Annotated in this window: 15 protein-coding genes; 7 read left to right on the top strand and 8 right to left on the bottom strand. The window is 68.9% G+C overall.

Going from position 1 to position 16348, the window contains the following annotated elements:
* Position 1: 1 nt before the first annotated feature.
* Entirely contained in the window at positions 2-583 is a 582-nt protein-coding gene (locus Q8Q88_RS03190) for a thiamine phosphate synthase (RefSeq protein WP_305673751.1), read from the top strand.
* Here Q8Q88_RS03190 and Q8Q88_RS03185 read toward each other — a convergent pair.
* Positions 573-950 (bottom strand): NtrZ family periplasmic regulatory protein, encoded by a 378-nt coding sequence (locus Q8Q88_RS03185; RefSeq protein WP_305673750.1) that lies wholly within the window; start codon positions 948-950, stop codon positions 573-575. The genes Q8Q88_RS03190 and Q8Q88_RS03185 overlap by 11 nt on opposite strands.
* A gap of 259 nt (positions 951-1209) precedes the next feature.
* Between Q8Q88_RS03185 and Q8Q88_RS03180 the strand changes: the two genes are divergently transcribed.
* The 4 genes from Q8Q88_RS03180 to holA all read left to right on the top strand — a co-directional run bounded on the left by Q8Q88_RS03180 (position 1210) and on the right by holA (position 6257).
* Positions 1210-1722 (top strand): DUF3576 domain-containing protein, encoded by a 513-nt coding sequence (locus tag Q8Q88_RS03180; protein WP_305673749.1) that lies wholly within the window; start codon positions 1210-1212, stop codon positions 1720-1722.
* 193 nt (positions 1723-1915) lie between these two features.
* Complete coding sequence (gene leuS / locus Q8Q88_RS03175; protein ID WP_305673748.1) at positions 1916-4498, top strand: leucine--tRNA ligase; 2583 nt, start codon at positions 1916-1918, stop codon at positions 4496-4498.
* A gap of 7 nt (positions 4499-4505) precedes the next feature.
* The gene (gene lptE, locus Q8Q88_RS03170; RefSeq protein ID WP_305673747.1) at positions 4506-5006 is read left to right on the top strand and encodes an LPS assembly lipoprotein LptE; all 501 of its coding nucleotides are present in this window, start codon (positions 4506-4508) and stop codon (positions 5004-5006) included.
* 198 nt (positions 5007-5204) lie between these two features.
* Complete coding sequence (gene holA / locus Q8Q88_RS03165) at positions 5205-6257, top strand: DNA polymerase III subunit delta (RefSeq protein WP_305673746.1); 1053 nt, start codon at positions 5205-5207, stop codon at positions 6255-6257.
* Positions 6258-6568: 311 nt separating this feature from the next.
* Here the strand turns inward: holA and Q8Q88_RS03160 are convergent, their stop codons facing one another.
* The 6 genes from Q8Q88_RS03160 to Q8Q88_RS03135 form a co-directional block, all read right to left on the bottom strand.
* The gene (locus tag Q8Q88_RS03160) at positions 6569-7435 is read right to left on the bottom strand and encodes a ParB/RepB/Spo0J family partition protein (protein ID WP_305673745.1); all 867 of its coding nucleotides are present in this window, start codon (positions 7433-7435) and stop codon (positions 6569-6571) included.
* A 9-nt stretch (positions 7436-7444) separates the two neighbouring features.
* On the bottom strand, positions 7445-8236 hold the full coding sequence (locus tag Q8Q88_RS03155) for a ParA family protein (protein WP_305673765.1): 792 nt from the start codon (positions 8234-8236) through the stop codon (positions 7445-7447).
* Positions 8237-8243: 7 nt separating this feature from the next.
* Positions 8244-8903: a 16S rRNA (guanine(527)-N(7))-methyltransferase RsmG gene (gene rsmG, locus Q8Q88_RS03150; protein ID WP_371129803.1), complete on the bottom strand. Its 660-nt coding sequence runs from the start codon at positions 8901-8903 to the stop codon at positions 8244-8246.
* A complete protein-coding gene (mnmG, locus tag Q8Q88_RS03145; RefSeq protein ID WP_305673743.1) occupies positions 8881-10740 on the bottom strand; it encodes a tRNA uridine-5-carboxymethylaminomethyl(34) synthesis enzyme MnmG in 1860 nt (619 codons plus the stop codon). Before mnmG ends, rsmG begins: the two co-directional genes overlap by 23 nt.
* Positions 10741-11009: 269 nt before the next feature.
* A complete protein-coding gene (gene mnmE / locus Q8Q88_RS03140) occupies positions 11010-12344 on the bottom strand; it encodes a tRNA uridine-5-carboxymethylaminomethyl(34) synthesis GTPase MnmE (RefSeq protein WP_305673742.1) in 1335 nt (444 codons plus the stop codon).
* The gene (locus Q8Q88_RS03135) at positions 12341-12592 is read right to left on the bottom strand and encodes a DUF6489 family protein (RefSeq protein ID WP_254835179.1); all 252 of its coding nucleotides are present in this window, start codon (positions 12590-12592) and stop codon (positions 12341-12343) included. Before Q8Q88_RS03135 ends, mnmE begins: the two co-directional genes overlap by 4 nt.
* A gap of 99 nt (positions 12593-12691) precedes the next feature.
* Here Q8Q88_RS03135 and Q8Q88_RS03130 point away from each other — a divergent pair, with 99 nt between their 5' ends.
* Positions 12692-13396, top strand: a complete 705-nt coding sequence (locus Q8Q88_RS03130) for a dienelactone hydrolase family protein (protein WP_305673741.1) — start codon at positions 12692-12694, stop codon at positions 13394-13396.
* A complete protein-coding gene (locus tag Q8Q88_RS03125) occupies positions 13393-14364 on the top strand; it encodes a quinone oxidoreductase (protein ID WP_305673740.1) in 972 nt (323 codons plus the stop codon). The genes Q8Q88_RS03130 and Q8Q88_RS03125 overlap by 4 nt, the downstream gene beginning before the upstream one ends.
* A 263-nt stretch (positions 14365-14627) precedes the next feature.
* Here Q8Q88_RS03125 and rho read toward each other — a convergent pair whose 3' ends face one another.
* A complete protein-coding gene (gene rho, locus Q8Q88_RS03120) occupies positions 14628-16049 on the bottom strand; it encodes a transcription termination factor Rho (RefSeq protein WP_305673739.1) in 1422 nt (473 codons plus the stop codon).
* Between the last annotated feature and the right edge of the window lie 299 nt (positions 16050-16348).

Here is a 16348-nt window from a genome sequence, read left to right as displayed (position 1 = left end):
AGTGGCGCGGACGGCGGCAGCCTTAGGCGCGCGGGCGGCCTGGCGAAAGCCCTCCCTGCTGTTCTTCACCGACCCGGAGCGCACGCCTGACATCGAGGCCGCCATGCGCCGCCTGCCTCGGGGGTCGGCCGTGGTCTACCGGGCGTTCGGGGCGCCCGACGCCGAGCCCCGCGCCCGGCGGCTGCTGGTCCTCGCCCGAACGCGGGGGCTGAAACTGCTGATCGGCGCAGACGCGGCCCTGGCCCTGAGGATCAGGGCGGACGGGGTCCACCTGCCCGAGCGCCTGGCCGCGCGGGCCCGAGGCCTGAGACATAGGGGCCTGCTGGTGACGACCGCCGCCCACGCACTGCCGGCCGCGCGGCGCGCCCTGGCCTGGGGCGCGGACGCGGTGGTGGTCTCGGCGATCTTCCCCTCAGCCAGCCCCTCGGCCGGACCGCCCATGGGGCCGGTTCGGCTGGCGGGCCTGGTCCGCGCCACCGGCGGGCCGGTCTACGCCCTGGGCGGCGTCAATGACAAAACGGCCCGCAGGCTGCTGCCCACGGGCGTGGTCGGGATCGCGGCCGTGGAGGCCCTTAGAACTTGAAGGCGGTCTCGAGCCGGACCCGCGGCGCGGCGTCGACCGGTTGGGTCTTCTTGTATTCCGGGGTTTCCTGCTCGCCGAACGCCACCGCGCCGCCGACCCGAAGGCTAGGCGTCACGCGGAAATAGGCCCCCGCCTGGATATCGTTCAGCTGCATGTCGCGCTCGGCCCGTTGATTCAGGTTGAGCGTGACCCCCCAGCGCCCCTTGCGCGAATCCCACAGCGACTTGGTCCCTTGCGGGGTCGCGGTGGTCTCACTGCGCACGGTGAAATCGGCGGTCTTGCCCTTCGCCGCCTGGGCATGCGCCGCCGAGGCCCCGCTCGCGAGGAGCGCCGCACCGACCAACGAAATGACCAACCGCTTGGACATGACCACCTATATAGCCCCTAAGCCCCGGCCCCGCCATTACACAGCGGAACCGTTGGATCGATTAAAGTCGCGATGGACGCCAGGTCAACAGAATGCGGCCCCCGCGCCCGGTCTGTGGACAGATCGCCCGGCGCCTGTGGCGGCAGGGCAACGCGATTCCTGTTTGGCGGTTCCACGGGCGTTGTTATAGAGGCTCCTCCGGCTCGGGGGGCGGCGCCGCGGCGCTGATCCGACGCGGACTAACGACTGGGAGCACTATATGCCGTTTGTACGCGGTGAGTTTATGCGTGGCGTGACAACCGGAGTGCTGTTGCTCAGCCTCGTGGGCCTGACGGCCTGCTCGAGCCTAGGCGGCGGATCGCGCACTTTCCAAAGCCAGGAAGAAGGCGGCGGCTTCCGCCTGTTCGGCGGCGGCAAGAAGTCCAGCGGCCCGGCCGGCGGCGCCCCGACGATCGGCGTCAACGGCTATCTGTGGCGCGCCACCCTGGACACGCTCTCCTTCATGCCGCTGGCTTCGGCCGACCCTTACGGCGGCGTGGTCATCACCGACTGGTACGTCAATCCGGAAAAGCCGGACGAGCGCTTCAAGTGCACCGTCTACATCCTGGACTCGCGCCTGCGCGCCGACGGCCTGAACGTGGCGGTCTTCAAGCAGAACAAGGACGCGACCGGCAATTGGGTCGACGCGGCCTCGGCCGGCCAGACCGAGACAGACCTGGAAAACGCCATCCTTACCAAGGCCCGGCAGCTTCGGCTGTCCAACATCGGCTAACCACCCCCGCGAAATTCTCTTGGATTTCGCGAAAGGGTTTCTAAAGGCGACCATTTTCTTCGACGAACCGGCTACCACTTCGTCGGAAAATGGTCGGGGGCGCATTCGGGGACTCCAGTCAGGATGCGCTCTCCCACCCCGGGTCGGCGCGACATCGGCGCTGGCCGATTCCCTACTGATCTGAAGAGCCCGCATGGCCCGCTACAATCCGAAAGAGACCGAGCCGAAGTGGCGTAAGGCCTGGGCCGACGCCGACGTCTTCCGTGCGGGCCCGCCCGCCCCGGGCGTCCCCAAGTACTACGCGCTCGAGATGTTCCCCTATCCGTCGGGGAGCCTGCATATGGGCCATGTGCGCAACTACACGCTGGGCGACGCCAACGCCCGCTACAAGCGCGCCTGCGGCTTCAACGTCTTGCACCCCATGGGCTGGGACGGCTTCGGCCTGCCCGCCGAGAACGCCGCCATGGAGCGCGGCGTCGATCCCCGCGCCTGGACCTACGAGAACATCGCCAAGATGCGGACCGAGCTGCAGCAGCTGGGCCTGTCCATCGACTGGAGCCGCGAGTTCGCCACCTGCGACGCGGCCTATTACGGCCAGCAGCAGGCCTGGTTCCTGGACCTGATGGCCCGCGGCCTGGTCTATCGCCGCGAGGGCGTGGTCAACTGGGATCCGGTCGACCAGACCGTGCTGGCCAACGAACAGGTGGTGGACGGCCGCGGCTGGCGCTCCGGCGCGGTGGTCGAGAAGCGCAAGCTGAACCAGTGGTTCCTGCGCATCACCGACTATGCCGACCAGCTGCTGGACGGCCTGAAGACCCTGGACCGCTGGCCCGAGAAGGTCCGCCTGATGCAGGAGAACTGGATCGGCCGCTCCAAGGGCGCCCGGTTCGCGTTCCAGTTCGCCGGCGACCCGCCGGCCGGCTTCGAGGCCGGGCTGGAGGTCTACACCACCCGTCCCGACACCCTCTATGGCGCGAGCTTCGTGGGGATCGCGCCCGATCATCCGTTGGCGGAACAGCTGTCCGCCGACCCCAAGGTCGCCGCCTTCCTGGCTGAATGCCGCAAGGGCGGCGCCTCCGAGGCGGAGATCGAGACCGCCGAGAAGATCGGCTTCGACACCGGCCTGACGGTCGCCCACCCCTTCGACCCCGACTGGAAGCTGCCGGTCTGGATCGCCAACTTCATCCTGATGGACTATGGCACGGGCGCCATCTTCGGCTGCCCGGCGCATGACCAGCGTGACCTGGATTTCGCCCGTAAATACAAGCTGATGGTCAAGCCGGTGGTGCTTCCTCCGGGCGAGGATCCCGCCAGCTTCGACGTGGCCGACGAGGCCTATGTCGGGCCCGGGACCATCTTCAATTCGCACTTCCTGGACGGGCTGGAGATCGAGCCGGCCAAGGCCGCCGCCGTGGCCAAATTGGAAGCGCAGGGCCAGGGCCAGGGCGCGACCGTCTATCGCCTGCGCGACTGGGGCGTGGCCCGCCAGCGCGGCTGGGGCTGCCCGGTGCCGGTGGTCCACTGCGACAAGTGCGGGGTCGTCCCTGTACCGAGGGACCAGTTGCCGGTCGCCCTGCCCGAGGACCTGGACTTCTCCAAGCCGGGCAATGCGCTCACCCGCCACCCCACCTGGAAGCACACCACCTGCCCCGGCTGCGGCGGCGCGGCGACCCGCGAGACCGACACCCTCGACACCTTCGTGGACTCGTCCTGGTACTTCGCCCGCTTCACCGACCCGACGGCGGCCGAGCCGATCGACAAGGCCGCCGCCGACTACTGGATGCCGGTCGACCAGTATGTGGGCGGCATCGAGCACGCCGTCCTGCACCTGCTCTATGCCCGCTTCGTCAACCGCGCCCTGTCGGACGCCGGCATGCTGGAGGCCAAGGAGCCGTTCGAGGGCCTGTTCACCCAGGGCATGGTGACGCACGAGACCTATCGCCTGCAGAACGGCGACTGGGTCGAGCCCAAGGAACTGGAAATCCTCGTCGAGGGCCAGACCCGCCGCGCCCGGCGGATTCAGGACGGCCTGCCGGTGATCATCGGCGATATCGAGAAGATGTCGAAGTCCAAGCGCAACACCGTGGCCCCCGGCGACATCTTCGACGTCTACGGCGTCGACGCCGCGCGGCTGTTCGTCCTGTCGGACTCACCGCCCGAGCGCGACTCCATCTGGTCGGCGTCGGGCGTCGAAGGCGCCTGGCGGTTCGTCAACCGGGTCTGGAACGAGTTCGACAGCCAGCCCGGCGGGCCAGCGCCGGCCGCCTCCCCCGACCCCAAGGCCGACGAGCTGCGCGCCTTCACCCATCGCACCGTCAAGGCGGTGACCGAGGCGGTCGAGGGCTTCCGGTTCAATTCCGGCATCGCGCGGATGTACGAATTCCTCAATAAGCTCAAGGAGTTCCCCGCCGATGGCGCGAGCGTTCCGGTGCTGGCCGCGCGCCACGAGGCCCTGTCGGCCTTCGCCCGGCTGATCTCGCCCTTCACCCCGCACCTGGCCGAAGAGGCCTGGGCGCGGATCGGCGGGACCGGCATGGTGGTCGTCGCTCCCTGGCCCGATTTCGACCCGGCCCTGACGCAGGACGCCGTGCGCATCCTGCCGGTCCAGGTCAACGGCAAGCGGCGCGGTGAGATTTCCGTGGCCGCGGGGGCCGAACCGGCCGATGTGGAGAAGATCGTGCTTGACGATCCGGACATCGCGCGGCGCCTTGAGGGTCTCACGATCCGCAAGGTCATCGTGGTCAAGGATCGCATCGTCAACATCGTGGCCGGGTGAGCCAGACATGAACCGCGTCGTCTTCGCTGCCGCCCTCATGACCGCCGGCCTCGGCCTGGCCGGATGCGGGTTCACGCCGCTCTACGGCGCGCCTGGCGTCACCGCCCAGCTCACCGCCATCCAGGTGACCACCCCGCCGGGGCGCACGGGCCAACTGATCCGCGAGCACCTGGACGACGCGCTGGCCCGCGACAAGGGCGCCGCGCCCCGCTACCGCATGGACCTGCAGCTCTCGGAGACCCGCTATCCGCGCGGGGTCCGGGTCGACAACGTGGCCACCCGCTACGAATACGTGCTGACCGCGGCCTACACCCTCTCGGCCCTGCCCTCGGGCTCGCCGGTGAAAAACGGCGTCGCGCGGGTCGAGGTCACCTATGACAGCGCCGACCAGCCCTATGCCTCGGTCTCGGCCCAGCAGGACGCCCAGGACCGCGCCGCCGCCGAGGCCGCCCGCAAGATCGAGCTCGAACTCGCCGCCTGGCTGGCCACCCAGGCCAACAAGTCCTAGGCGCTCGAACATGACCCGGGACGCCCCAGCATCGTCCTCTCCCCGCTTGAGGGGAGAGGGTAGGGTGAGGGGGCGCGACGCGCAGCGGCGCAATCCGGTCCGGCCTCTAGCTCGACGCGGCCGAAACACCCCCCTCACCCTACCCTCTCCCCCCGGAAGACGGATGGAGAGGAGGACCTCTCAGCGCGGAGCCAAGACGTGATCCTCGCCAAGCGGCCGGATATCGAACGCTTCCTGGCTAGGCCGGACCCGCAAATCCGCGCGGTGCTGATCTATGGCCGCGACATCGGCGTGGTCCGCGACCGCGCCAAGGAACTGGCCCGCAAGGTCGCCGCCGATCCGGACGACCCCTTCAACGTGGCCCTGCTCACCGACGGCGACCTGGACGGCGACGGGGCGCGGCTGGAGAACGAGCTCGCCTCCCAGTCGCTGATGGGCGGCCGGCGCCTAGTGCGGCTGAAGTTCGCCACCGAAAAGGCCAGCCTCGACAAGCAGGTGGCCGAGGCGCTCATCGCCCATGCCGAGGGCAAGCTCAATCCGGACGCCTTCTTCCTGATCGAGGCCGGGGCGCTCGGCCGCGACTCCGCCCTTCGCAAGGCCGCCGAGAAGGCGCCCGGGGCCGCGGTCATCCCCTGTTACGAGGACGAGCCCGGCGACGTAGCCCGCCTGGTCCGCGAGACCCTCTCCAAGGACGGGGTCGGCCTCGACGCCCAGGCCCTGCAGCTGTTCGTCAGCCGCATGCCCAAGGAGCGCGGGGTGGCCCGCCAGGAGATCGAGCGGCTAGCTCTCTATCTCGAGCCCGGCAGCGGGCGCACCGCCTCGCCGAAGGACTTGGAGGACTTCCTGGGAGTCGAGCCCGAGGCCTCCCTCTCGGACGCCGCCGCCGACGCCTTCGGCGGCCGCCTGGCCGAGGCCCAGGCCGGCCTGCGCCGCGCCGCCGCCGAGGGCGAGGCCGGCCCCGCCGCCGTCCGCGCCATCGGCATGTATCTCGGCCGCATGCGCCGCACCCTCACCTTGGCCAAGAACGGCGCCGGTCTGCAGGAGGCCGCCAAGGCCAGTGGCGTGTTCTGGAAGCAGGAGCGCGAGTTCCTCCGCCAGGCCCGGTCCTGGACCCTGGACGACCTCGACCGTCTGCAGCCCGAGGTGCTCGCCGCCGACAAGGCCTGCAAGACCGCCGGCTCGCCGGACGGCCTGATCGCCGAGCGGCTGGCGCTGACGGTGGCGGGTCGGGCGCGACGGCTGGGGCTGTAGCGCGGCTTCGCCGCCCTCGCTTCGCTCGCCCTCACCCTACCCTCTCCCGCAAGCGGGAGAGGAAGACCACGAGCGCTGAACTTCCCTCTCCCACCTGTGGGAGAGGTGGCCCGAAGGGCCGGTGAGGGCGAGCGCAGCGAGGACGGCGAAGCCGTTTGATCTGCACGCGCCGGCCGCAAAAACCACCCTCGCAAAATTCGCTCTCTCGCGCACAGAAGACCGACCGTCCGTACTCGTATACGGCCCAATCGCCACAGGTCGAATTCCGAAAACGCGCCCTTATAAAACAAGGGCTTAGCGGAGGCCGAAAATCAGCCTCGGGTGGTCAGCCGGCGGCAGAGCTCGTCGAGCTGTTCCAGGGTCGCATACCTGATCCGCAGCTCCCCGACGCCGCCCCGATCGACGACCTCGACGTCGAGACCGAGCACATCGGAGAGGTCGCTCTCCAGGGCCAGGGTGTCGGTGTCCTTGGACGGTCTCGACTTCGGCTTGCCGGCGGCGGTCGGCTTGCGGACCAGGGCCTCGGCCTCGCGCACCGACAGACCACGGGCGACGATCTCGTGTGCCAGCCGCGCCGGGTCCTCGGCGGTGAGGATGGCCCGGGCATGGCCGGCGGAGAGCTTGCCTTCCAGCACGAGGTCGCGAACCGAGACCGGCAGGTTCATCAGGCGCAGGGTGTTGGCCACATGGCTGCGGCTCTTGCCGACGCTCTGGGCCACCTCGTCCTGGGTGTGGCCGAACCGGTCGACCAGCTGCTGATAGGCGGCGGCCTCTTCCATCGGGTTGAGATTGGCCCGCTGGACGTTCTCGATGACCGCGATCTCGAGCACCTGCCGGTCGTCCAGCTCGCGGATCAGGGCGGGCATGACCCGCAGGCCGGCCTTCTGGCTGGCCCGCCAGCGCCGCTCGCCGGCGACGATCTGGAAGCCGCCGGCCGCCCCGGGATCGGGCCGCACCAGGATCGGCTGCAGCACGCCCTTGCCGCGGATGGACTCGGCGAGTTCGTCGATCTCGGCGGGCGCGAACTGGGTGCGCGGCTGGTCGGGATTGGCGCGGATCAGTTCGATGGGGATCTCACGCACGCTGGCGGCTTCTCCGGTCCCCGTGGCGAGATTGGTCTCCTCGACGTCGCCCAGCAGGGCCGACAGGCCCCGGCCCAGTCCGCGTTTCTCGGCCATGCTCATTCCTTACGCGGCTTCCTTGGCGCGGCGGTCGCGCTCGCGCACCACCACCTCGCGGGCGAGTTTCAGATAGGCCTGCGAGCCCCGGCACTTCAAATCATAGACCAGCACAGGCTTGCCGAAGGACGGCGCCTCCGAGACCCGTACGTTCCGCGGGATGACGGTCTGGTAGACGGTGTCGCCGAAATGGCCGCGCACGTCGCGCGCCACCTGTTCCGACAGGCTGTTGCGGCGGTCGTACATGGTGAGCACCACCCCCTGGATATCGAGGGCGGGGTTCAGGCTGCCCTTGACCAGCTCCACCGTGCGCATCAGCTGGGTAAGGCCTTCCAGCGCGAAGAACTCGCATTGCAGGGGCACGAGCACGGCGTCGGCGGCGGCCATGGCGTTGACCGTCAGCAGGTTCAGGGACGGCGGGCAGTCGATCAGCACATAGGTGTAGGCCTTGGACGCCCGCACGGCTTCCAGCGCGTCGCGCAGCTTGAAGGAGCGCCGCGGCATCTGGCCGAGCTCCAGCTCGACCCCGGAGAGGTCCGGGTCGGATGGCGACAGGTCCAGGCCCGGGATCGCGGTCTTGAGCACCGACTCCTCCAGGGAGTGCTCGCCCATAAGCACGTCATAGAGGGTGACCTTGCGCAGGGCCCGGCCGATGCCCAGGCCCGTCGAGGCGTTGCCCTGCGGGTCGGAATCGATCAGCAGCACCCGCTCGCCGACGGCGGCGAGCGCCGTGCCCAGGTTGATGGCCGTGGTGGTCTTGCCCACCCCGCCCTTCTGGTTGGCGATCACCAGCACGCGCAGTTTTCGTTCAGCGGCCACGGCCGAGCCTCCTCACGCGCACGATCCGGCCTCTGGCATCGCTTAAGCTGGGCAAAACGTCCGCCTCGAAATCCCAATATCTCGTAGCGTCTTCGAGTTCGGACGCAACATCTTGGCCTTTGAGGAACAGCGCCACGGCGCCGCGCTTCAGGTAAGGCTGGCCATACCCCAACAGCCGGTGCAAGGGCGCGCAAGCCCGGGCGGTGACGATATCCACAGTCAGGGACAAGTCCTCCGCACGAGAATTGTGAACGGTGGCCGGCAGCTTCAGCCCGTCGACCACCTCGGTGAGGAATCGGCAGCGCTTGGCCAGGCTGTCGACCAGATGGACGTGGAAGCCGGGCCGGTCTTTTTGCAGGATCGCCAGGACGATACCGGGCAATCCTGCGCCCGTCCCGAGGTCGGCCCAGGTCAGGGCTTCGGGCGCCAGGGGCAGGATCTGGGCCGAGTCCCAGGCGTGCCGCGACCAGAAGACGTCCAGGGTCGCGGGGCCCACCAGGTTCATCCTCTGGTTCCAGTCGACCAGGTATGACCGGTATTGCTCGAGATCGGCCAGGGCGGCAGGACCGGCGCCACTGGCGGCCGCGAAGTCGGCGGCGTCGGCCACCTCGATCACCTGTGCGGGGTCAGGCCGCGTGGCGACGGACATGGGCCAACAAGGCTGTGAGCGCGCCGGGGGTGACGCCTTCGATGCGGGCCGCCTGGCCCAGGGTCAGCGGGCGGACAGCGCCCAGCTTCTCACGGACCTCGTTGGAGAGGCCGCCGACCAGGGCGTAGTCCAGCTCGGCGGGCAGACGCAGGTTCTCGTCTCGGCGGAAGGCCGCGGCGTCGGCCGCCTGGCGGTCCAGATAGCCCGCATAGGCGGCGTCGATCTCCACCTGCTCGCGGATTTCCGGGGCCCAGGCGGCGATCTCCGGCCAAATGACCGTCAGGTCCTCGAACCCGATGGTCGGATAGGCCAGGAGTTGGGTCAGGTCACGCACCACCCCATCGGCCTTGACCGGCAGGCCGGCCTTGGCGGCGACATTGGGGGTCAGGGCCAGTTCCGCGGCGCGGGCGCGGGCCTGGGCCAGGGCGGCGGACTTGGCCTTCCACGCTGTTTCACGTGAAACACCGACCACGCCCAGGGCCAGGCCGCGATCGGTCAGCCGCTGGTCGGCATTGTCCGCCCGCAGGGACAGACGGAACTCCGCCCGGCTGGTGAACATGCGGTAGGGCTCGGTGACCCCGCGGGTGACCAGGTCGTCGATCAGCACCCCGATATAGGCCTCGTCGCGGCCGAAGGCGGCGGCGTCCAGGCCCGAGGCTGCGCGGGCGGCGTTGAGGCCGGCCACCAGGCCCTGGGCGCCCGCCTCCTCATAGCCCGTCGTTCCGTTGATCTGGCCGGCGAGATAAAGGCCCGGCAGGCGCTTGACCTCCAAGGTCGGATAGAGCTCCCGGGGGTCCACATAGTCGTATTCGATGGCGTAGCCGTAGCGGCGCACCTGGACCTTCTCCAGGCCCGGAATGGTGCGCAGGAACAGGTCCTGGGTCTGTTCCGAGACCGAGGTGGAGATGCCGTTGGGATAGACCGTATCGTCGTCCAGGCCCTCCGGCTCCAGGAAGATCTGGTGGCTGTCCTTGTCGCCGAAGCGAACCACCTTGTCCTCGATGGACGGGCAATAGCGCGGACCGCGCCCATTGATCCGACCGCCATAGACCGCCGATTCCGTCAGCCGCTCGGCGATGATCTTGTGGGTCGCCGCGGTCGTGTAGGTCACCCCGCACTCGATCTGCGGCGTGGTGATCTTGGCGGTGAGGAAGGAGAACGGGATCGGCTCGGGGTCGGCGGCCTGCATCTCCAGTCCGTCCCAGGCGATGGTCGAACCGTCCAACCGCGCCGGCGTGCCGGTCTTCAGCCGGCCCATGGAGAGGCCGCTGGCGTATAGCCGGTCCGACAGGCCGATGGCCGGCGCGTCCCCCACCCGGCCGGCGGGGATCCGCATCTCGCCGCGATGGATCAGGCCCTTGAGGAAGGTCCCCGTGGTCAGCACCACGCGGCCGGCGCGGTACTCGGTCCCGGTCGCGCCCACGACGCCCAGCACCACCCCGTCCACGACGATCAGGTCTTCCACCGCCTCGGCCAGGATCTCCAGGTTCGGGGTCTGGGCGAGCTCGGCCTGCATGGCCTGGCGATAGAGCTTGCGGTCGATCTGGCTACGCGGCCCACGCACCGCCGCGCCCTTGGAACGGTTCAGCATGCGGAACTGGATGCCGGCCTGGTCGGCCAGCCGGCCCATCAGCCCGTCCAGGGCGTCGATCTCGCGGACCAGATGGCCCTTGCCCAGGCCGCCGATGGCCGGGTTGCAGCTCATCTCGCCAATGGTTTCCAGCTTGTGGGTCAGCAGCAGGGTGCGGGCGCCGAAGCGCGCCGAGGCCGCCGCGGCCTCACAGCCGGCGTGCCCTCCCCCGATGACGATGACGTCCCAAGCGCTCAAGCTTCGCATCCCGAAGAAAGACGCCCCCGGCGGACCGGGGGCGAGCGAGGCCTATATAGCGAAGGGCGGCCGATCTTTCACGTGAAAGGTTGGCAGGGGTAGTTGGTTGCTCCCCTTCTGGGGGAGCTGTCAGCGAAGCTGACTGAGGGGGACTTTGACCCTTGTGGGCTTCAGCCCCCTCCGTCACATCGCCAAAGAAGGCGACGCGCCACCTCCCCCAAACCGCGCTGCGCGCTGGGGGAGGACCTAAGCGCCCGCCGCATTTCACGTGAAACAGCTTATTTTCCAATGCAGAAGCTGGAAAACACCCGGTCGAGCACGTCCTCGGGATCGATGCGGCCGGTGATGCGGTCCAGGGCGCGGCCGGCCAGGCGTACGTCCTCGGCCGCCAGTTCGAGTTCGTCCTCATAGGCTTCGGCCCGCTGGAGCCGTTCCAACGCCTCGCCCAACAGTTCGCGGTGCCTCAGGCGGGTGGCGGTGGGCGGCTCGGCCCCGGCCAGGGCGTCCACTACCCGGCGCTCCAGGGCGACCTCCAGGGCGGCGATGTCGGTGGTTTCACGTGCGCTGAGCCGCAGGACGTCAATCCCCAGGGCGCGAGCCTCCACCAGGGCGTGACCGGTCTCCGCCCCCGCCGGCAGGTCGGCCTTGTTGATCAGGCAGATATCGTGCGAATGCAGGTCGCCGGGCGCGCTGGCCCTGGCGTCGCTGGCCCCGTCCACGACCCAAACCCGCAGGTCGGCCTCGTGGGCCCAGGCGCGGGCCCGGCGCACGCCCTCGGCCTCGATCTCGTCATGGGTGTCGCGCAGGCCCGCGGTGTCGGCCAGCAGGGCCTTGTAACCCGCGAACCGCATGGGAACCTCGATGATGTCCCGAGTGGTGCCCGGGGTGGCGGTGACGATGGCCGCCTCCCGACGCGCCAGGGCGTTGAGGATCGTGCTCTTGCCGGCGTTGGGCGCGCCGATCAGGGCGATCTTGAAGCCCTCCCGCACCCGTTCGCCCCGCCGGGTGTCGGCCAGGGCCTGTTCGAGCTCGGCGATCAGCCCGGCCAGGATCGGCTTGGCGCGGGCCGCAACGTCGGCCGGCACCTCCTCGTCCGGGAAGTCGACCGCCGCCTCGAACATGGCCAGGGCCTCGATCAGGGCCTCGCGCCAACGGGTCTGGGCCTGGCCCAGCGCGCCGCCCAGCTGGTCCAGGGCCTGGCGGCGTTGCGCCTCGGTCTCGGCCTCGATGAGATCGGCCACGCCCTCGGCCTGGGCCAGGTCCAGCTTGCCGTGCTCGAAAGCCCGGCGGGTGAATTCCCCGGGTTGGGCCAGGCGCAGGCCGAGAGCGCTCAAGGCCTCCAGCAACCCGGTCATCACGGCCGGCCCGCCATGCACGTGGAACTCGGCGCAATCCTCGCCGGTGTAGCTGTGGGGGCCGGCGAACCACAGGACCAGGGCCTGGTCGAGGATCGCACCCTCATGTGTCAGGGTTCGCAAGGACGCCTGGCGCGCGAGGGGGCGACGGCCGGCCAGGGCGTCCACCGCCCTGCCCGTCGCCGGGCCGGACAAACGCACGACGCCCACCGCCGCGCGGCCCGGGGCGGTGGCGGCGGCGAAGATCGTATCGCTCATTTCGGGCGGGTGTTCCCCATGCCCGCATCGACGGCGGCGGACATCAGCTTGCGGAACTGCTCCTGGGCGCCGACCCCAAAGGCGGTCCAGTTCTTCATCAGCTCATCGGGCGACAGCATGGCCATGTTGGAGGTCATGCGGCTCTGCATCTCCTCGACCAGCTTCTCGTTTAGGGCGGTGACGTCCGGCAGGCCCAAGAAGGCGCGGGCTTCCTGCGCAGAGCAGTCGACTTCGATCGTCATCTTCATCTCAAATCCTCCGGCGTCCTGACGACATTGTTATGGCCGGTGTCGGCGCCCGCGCGCTAGTAGCCCCCACGAGGGCTTCACGTGCAACGGGAGACGGCGATGGGTGAGACGATCACGATCAAGGGTGAAGACGGCGACTTCACCGCCTATCTGGCGCGACCGGCCAAGACCAGGGCTCCGGCCGTGGTGGTGATCCAGGAGATTTTCGGGGTCAACGCCGTCATGCGGGATATCTGCGACGGCCTGGCGGCGGAGGGCTTCCTGGCGGTCTGCCCGGATCTGTTCTGGCGGATCGAGCCCGGCATCGACATCACCGACAAGTCCGAGGCCGAGTGGAAGCGGGCCTTCGAGCTGTTCAACGCCTTCGACGTCGAGGCCGGGGTGGAGGACATCGCCGCCACCATCGATCAGGTCCGGGCCATGGCCGAGGTTAATGGCAAGGTCGGCGCGGTGGGCTTCTGCCTGGGCGGGCTGCTGGCCTTCCTGACAGCCGCGCGAACCGACTCCGACGCGTCCGTCTCCTACTATGGCGTGGGGATCGAAGGCCGGCTGGCCGAAGCCGAGAAGCTGGCCGATCCCCTGCTGATGCACATCGCCGAGGAAGACCAGTTCGTCCCCAAGGAGGCCCAGGCCCTGATCGTGACCACCTTGAAGAACCACCCCCAGATCCAGATCCACACCTATCCAGGCCGCGACCACGCCTTCGCCCGGGTGGGCGGCGAGCATTATGACGCGGCCGACGCCAAGCTGGCCGGAGGCCGCACCCTGGCTTTCTTCAAGCAGCACCTGGGAGACGGCCAATGAAGGCGATCCGCTTCGAGACCACCGGCGGCGCCGAGGTCCTGCAGGTCGTCGACCTGCCCACCCCCGAACCCAGGCCCGGAGAGATCCTGGTCCGCCACCAGGCCGTGGGGGTGAACTTCATCGACACCTACCACCGCTCCGGCCTCTATCCGGTCAAGCTGCCCTCGGGCCTCGGCATGGAGGCGGCCGGGGTCGTGGAGGCGCTCGGCGAGGGCGTGACCCGGTTCAAGGCCGGGGACCTGGTCGCCTATGCCGGCGGACCCATCGGGGCCTATTCGCAATTCCACGTGGTGAAGGCCGACCGGGCGGTGAAGCTGCCGCCGGGGGTCAGCGCCGAGACGGGGGCGGCGGCCCTGCTCAAGGGCATGACGGCGGAGTTCCTGCTGCGCCGGACCTATCCGGTGAAGGCCGGCGAAACCATCCTGATCCATGCCGCCGCCGGCGGGGTCGGCTCCATCGCCGTCCAGTGGGCCAAGCACCTGGGCGCCACGGTGATCGCCACCGCAGGCTCGGAGGCCAAGGCCCAGCGGGCCCGCGACCTGGGGGCCGACCACGTCATCCTCTATCGCGACCAGGACGTGGCCGCAGAGGTCCGCCGACTGACCGACGGCAAGGGTGTGCCGGTGGCCTATGACTCCGTCGGCGCGGCGACCTTCGAGGGGACGCTCGGCAGCCTGGCGCGGCGCGGCCTATTCGTCTCGTTCGGCAACGCCTCGGGACCCGTCCCGCCCTTCGCCCCCGCGCGGCTGGCGGCGGCCGGCTCGCTGTTCTTCACCCGGCCCACCATGGGCGACTACCAGGCCACCACGCCCGAGCTGGACGCCAGCGCCCAGGCCTTGTTCGAGGTCATCGTGTCCGGCGTGGTCAAGGTCGAGATCGGCCAGACCTTCCCGTTGGCGCAGGCCCGGGCCGCGCACGAGGCGCTCGAAGGCCGCGACACGGTTGGGGCGAGCCTGCTCATTCCGTAGGCTGATGTTTCACGTGGAAAAGCTGTAACTTCAGTTAGTTAGCTCCAGGGCTGTCGTCCCGGAAGCCGCGCAGCGGCTATCCGGGACCCATAAACATCGGATGGCGCCGATGGAGGGCATGGCCACGCCGCTTCCTGACGGCTCAGGCGCTTATGGGTCCCGGTATTGCCAAGCAACCCGGGATGACACGCGGTGGTCTGGCCAAGAAAAAGGGGCCCGCGTCGCCGCGGGCCCCTGCTTCGTTTCGGTCGGTCGGCGAACCCCTAGGTGTTCATCGACTGGAAGAAGTCCTCGTTGTTCTTCGAGGTGCGTAGCTTGTCGAGCAGGAACTCGATGGCGTCCTGTGCGCCCATCGGGTTGAGGATGCGCCGCAGGATGTAGGTCTTCTGCAGGTGCTCCTTCGGCGTGATCAGCTCTTCCTTGCGGGTGCCGGACTTCAGCACGTCGATGGCCGGGAAGATGCGCTTGTCGGCGACCTTGCGGTCGAGGATCAGCTCGGAGTTGCCGGTGCCCTTGAACTCTTCGAAGATGACTTCGTCCATCCGGCTGCCGGTGTCGATCAGGGCGGTGGCGATGATGGTCAGGGAGCCCCCCTCCTCGATATTCCGCGCCGCGCCGAAGAAGCGCTTCGGACGTTGCAGGGCGTTGGCGTCGACACCACCGGTCAGCACCTTGCCGGAGGACGGCACGACTGTGTTGTAGGCGCGGCCCAGCCGGGTGACCGAGTCCAGCAGGATGACCACGTCGCGCTTGTGCTCGACCAGGCGCTTGGCCTTCTCGATGACCATCTCGGCGACCTGGACGTGGCGGGTGGCCGGTTCGTCGAAGGTGGAGGAGATCACCTCGCCGCGCACGGTGCGCTGCATGTCGGTGACTTCTTCCGGGCGCTCGTCGATCAGCAGGACGATCAGGTAGCACTCAGGGTGATTGGCGGCGATCGACTTGGCGATGTTCTGCAGCATCACGGTCTTACCGACCCGGGGCGGCGCCACGATCAGGCAGCGCTGGCCCTTGCCGAGCGGAGCGACGATGTCGATCAGCCGGCCCGAGCGGTCCTTCAGGGTCGGATCCTCGATCTCCATCTTCAGCCGCTCGTCGGGATAGAGCGGGGTCAGGTTGTCGAACAGGACCTTGTGGCGGACGTTCTCGGGATTCTCGAAGTTGGTCAGGTCAACCTTGGTGAGCGCGAAATAGCGTTCGCCTTCGCGGGGCGCGCGGATGGCGCCGTCGACCGTGTCGCCGGTGCGCAGGCCGAACTTCCGAATCTGCGAGGGACTGACATAGATGTCGTCAGGACCCGGCAGGTAGTTGGCTTCCGGCGAGCGCAGGAACCCGAAGCCGTCTGACACCACTTCCAGGGTGCCCGAGCCGGAGATCTCGATCCCCTCCTCGGCCAGGGTCTTCAGGATCGCGAACATCATGTCCTGCTTGCGCATGGAGTTGGCGTTCTCGATCTCCATGGTCTCGGCGAAGGCCAGCAGGTCGACGGGCGACTTGTCCTTCAGCTCCTGCAACGACATGCGGGTGAGGCCCATGGCGGCGATGGCCGCGGAGACCTCGGAATTGTCGTCGTCGCCGTCCTCCTCCGCGGCCGCCTCGGCGGCGGCTTCGAGCTGGGCGTCCTCGATAGCGGACTCGGCTTCGACCTGGGTGTCGACGAGGTCGGTGGGGGTGTCTTCAGTCATGGGATTACTCTGGGGATTACTCTGATAGGTCCCCGCCGGCCGAACGGTTTTCGGGCGCGGGGAGAATCGTCGGGGGCGTTAGGGGGACGCCAGTTTATTTTCGAGGGCCGGGCCGATGCGGCTTTGACAAGCGCGCGGCGCACGGAGGTAGGGCGGGGCGCAGCTTCGGAAATCCGACGCCACGTGTGAGGAGCCGAACCACATAAGGGGCCCGGGGTCAAGCGTGGGTGCTAGATGAATAATCCCGAGACATACCGCTCCCATGCCCCTTCTCCCCTTGCGGGAGAAGGTGTCGGGCG

Source organism: Phenylobacterium sp. (assembly GCF_030697925.1).
Taxonomy (GTDB): domain Bacteria; phylum Pseudomonadota; class Alphaproteobacteria; order Caulobacterales; family Caulobacteraceae; genus Phenylobacterium.
This window is presented reverse-complemented; position numbering and strand designations above follow the sequence as displayed.

Bases quoted from the DNA above. Each gene is read 5' to 3' on its own strand.
- Q8Q88_RS03160 (WP_305673745.1), bottom strand. From the start codon at position 7,435: ATGGCCGAGAAACGCGGACTGGGCCGGGGCCTGTCGGCCCTGCTGGGC.
- Q8Q88_RS03185 (WP_305673750.1), bottom strand. From the start codon at position 950: ATGTCCAAGCGGTTGGTCATTTCGTTGGTCGGTGCGGCGCTCCTCGCG.
- mnmE (WP_305673742.1), bottom strand. From the start codon at position 12,344: ATGAGCGATACGATCTTCGCCGCCGCCACCGCCCCGGGCCGCGCGGCG.
- leuS (WP_305673748.1), top strand. From the start codon at position 1,916: ATGGCCCGCTACAATCCGAAAGAGACCGAGCCGAAGTGGCGTAAGGCC.
- rsmG (WP_371129803.1), bottom strand. From the start codon at position 8,903: ATGTCCGTCGCCACGCGGCCTGACCCCGCACAGGTGATCGAGGTGGCC.
- mnmG (WP_305673743.1), bottom strand. From the start codon at position 10,740: ATGCGAAGCTTGAGCGCTTGGGACGTCATCGTCATCGGGGGAGGGCAC.
- lptE (WP_305673747.1), top strand. From the start codon at position 4,506: ATGAACCGCGTCGTCTTCGCTGCCGCCCTCATGACCGCCGGCCTCGGC.
- Q8Q88_RS03180 (WP_305673749.1), top strand. From the start codon at position 1,210: ATGCCGTTTGTACGCGGTGAGTTTATGCGTGGCGTGACAACCGGAGTG.
- Q8Q88_RS03125 (WP_305673740.1), top strand. From the start codon at position 13,393: ATGAAGGCGATCCGCTTCGAGACCACCGGCGGCGCCGAGGTCCTGCAG.
- Q8Q88_RS03135 (WP_254835179.1), bottom strand. From the start codon at position 12,592: ATGAAGATGACGATCGAAGTCGACTGCTCTGCGCAGGAAGCCCGCGCC.
- Q8Q88_RS03130 (WP_305673741.1), top strand. From the start codon at position 12,692: ATGGGTGAGACGATCACGATCAAGGGTGAAGACGGCGACTTCACCGCC.
- rho (WP_305673739.1), bottom strand. From the start codon at position 16,049: ATGACTGAAGACACCCCCACCGACCTCGTCGACACCCAGGTCGAAGCC.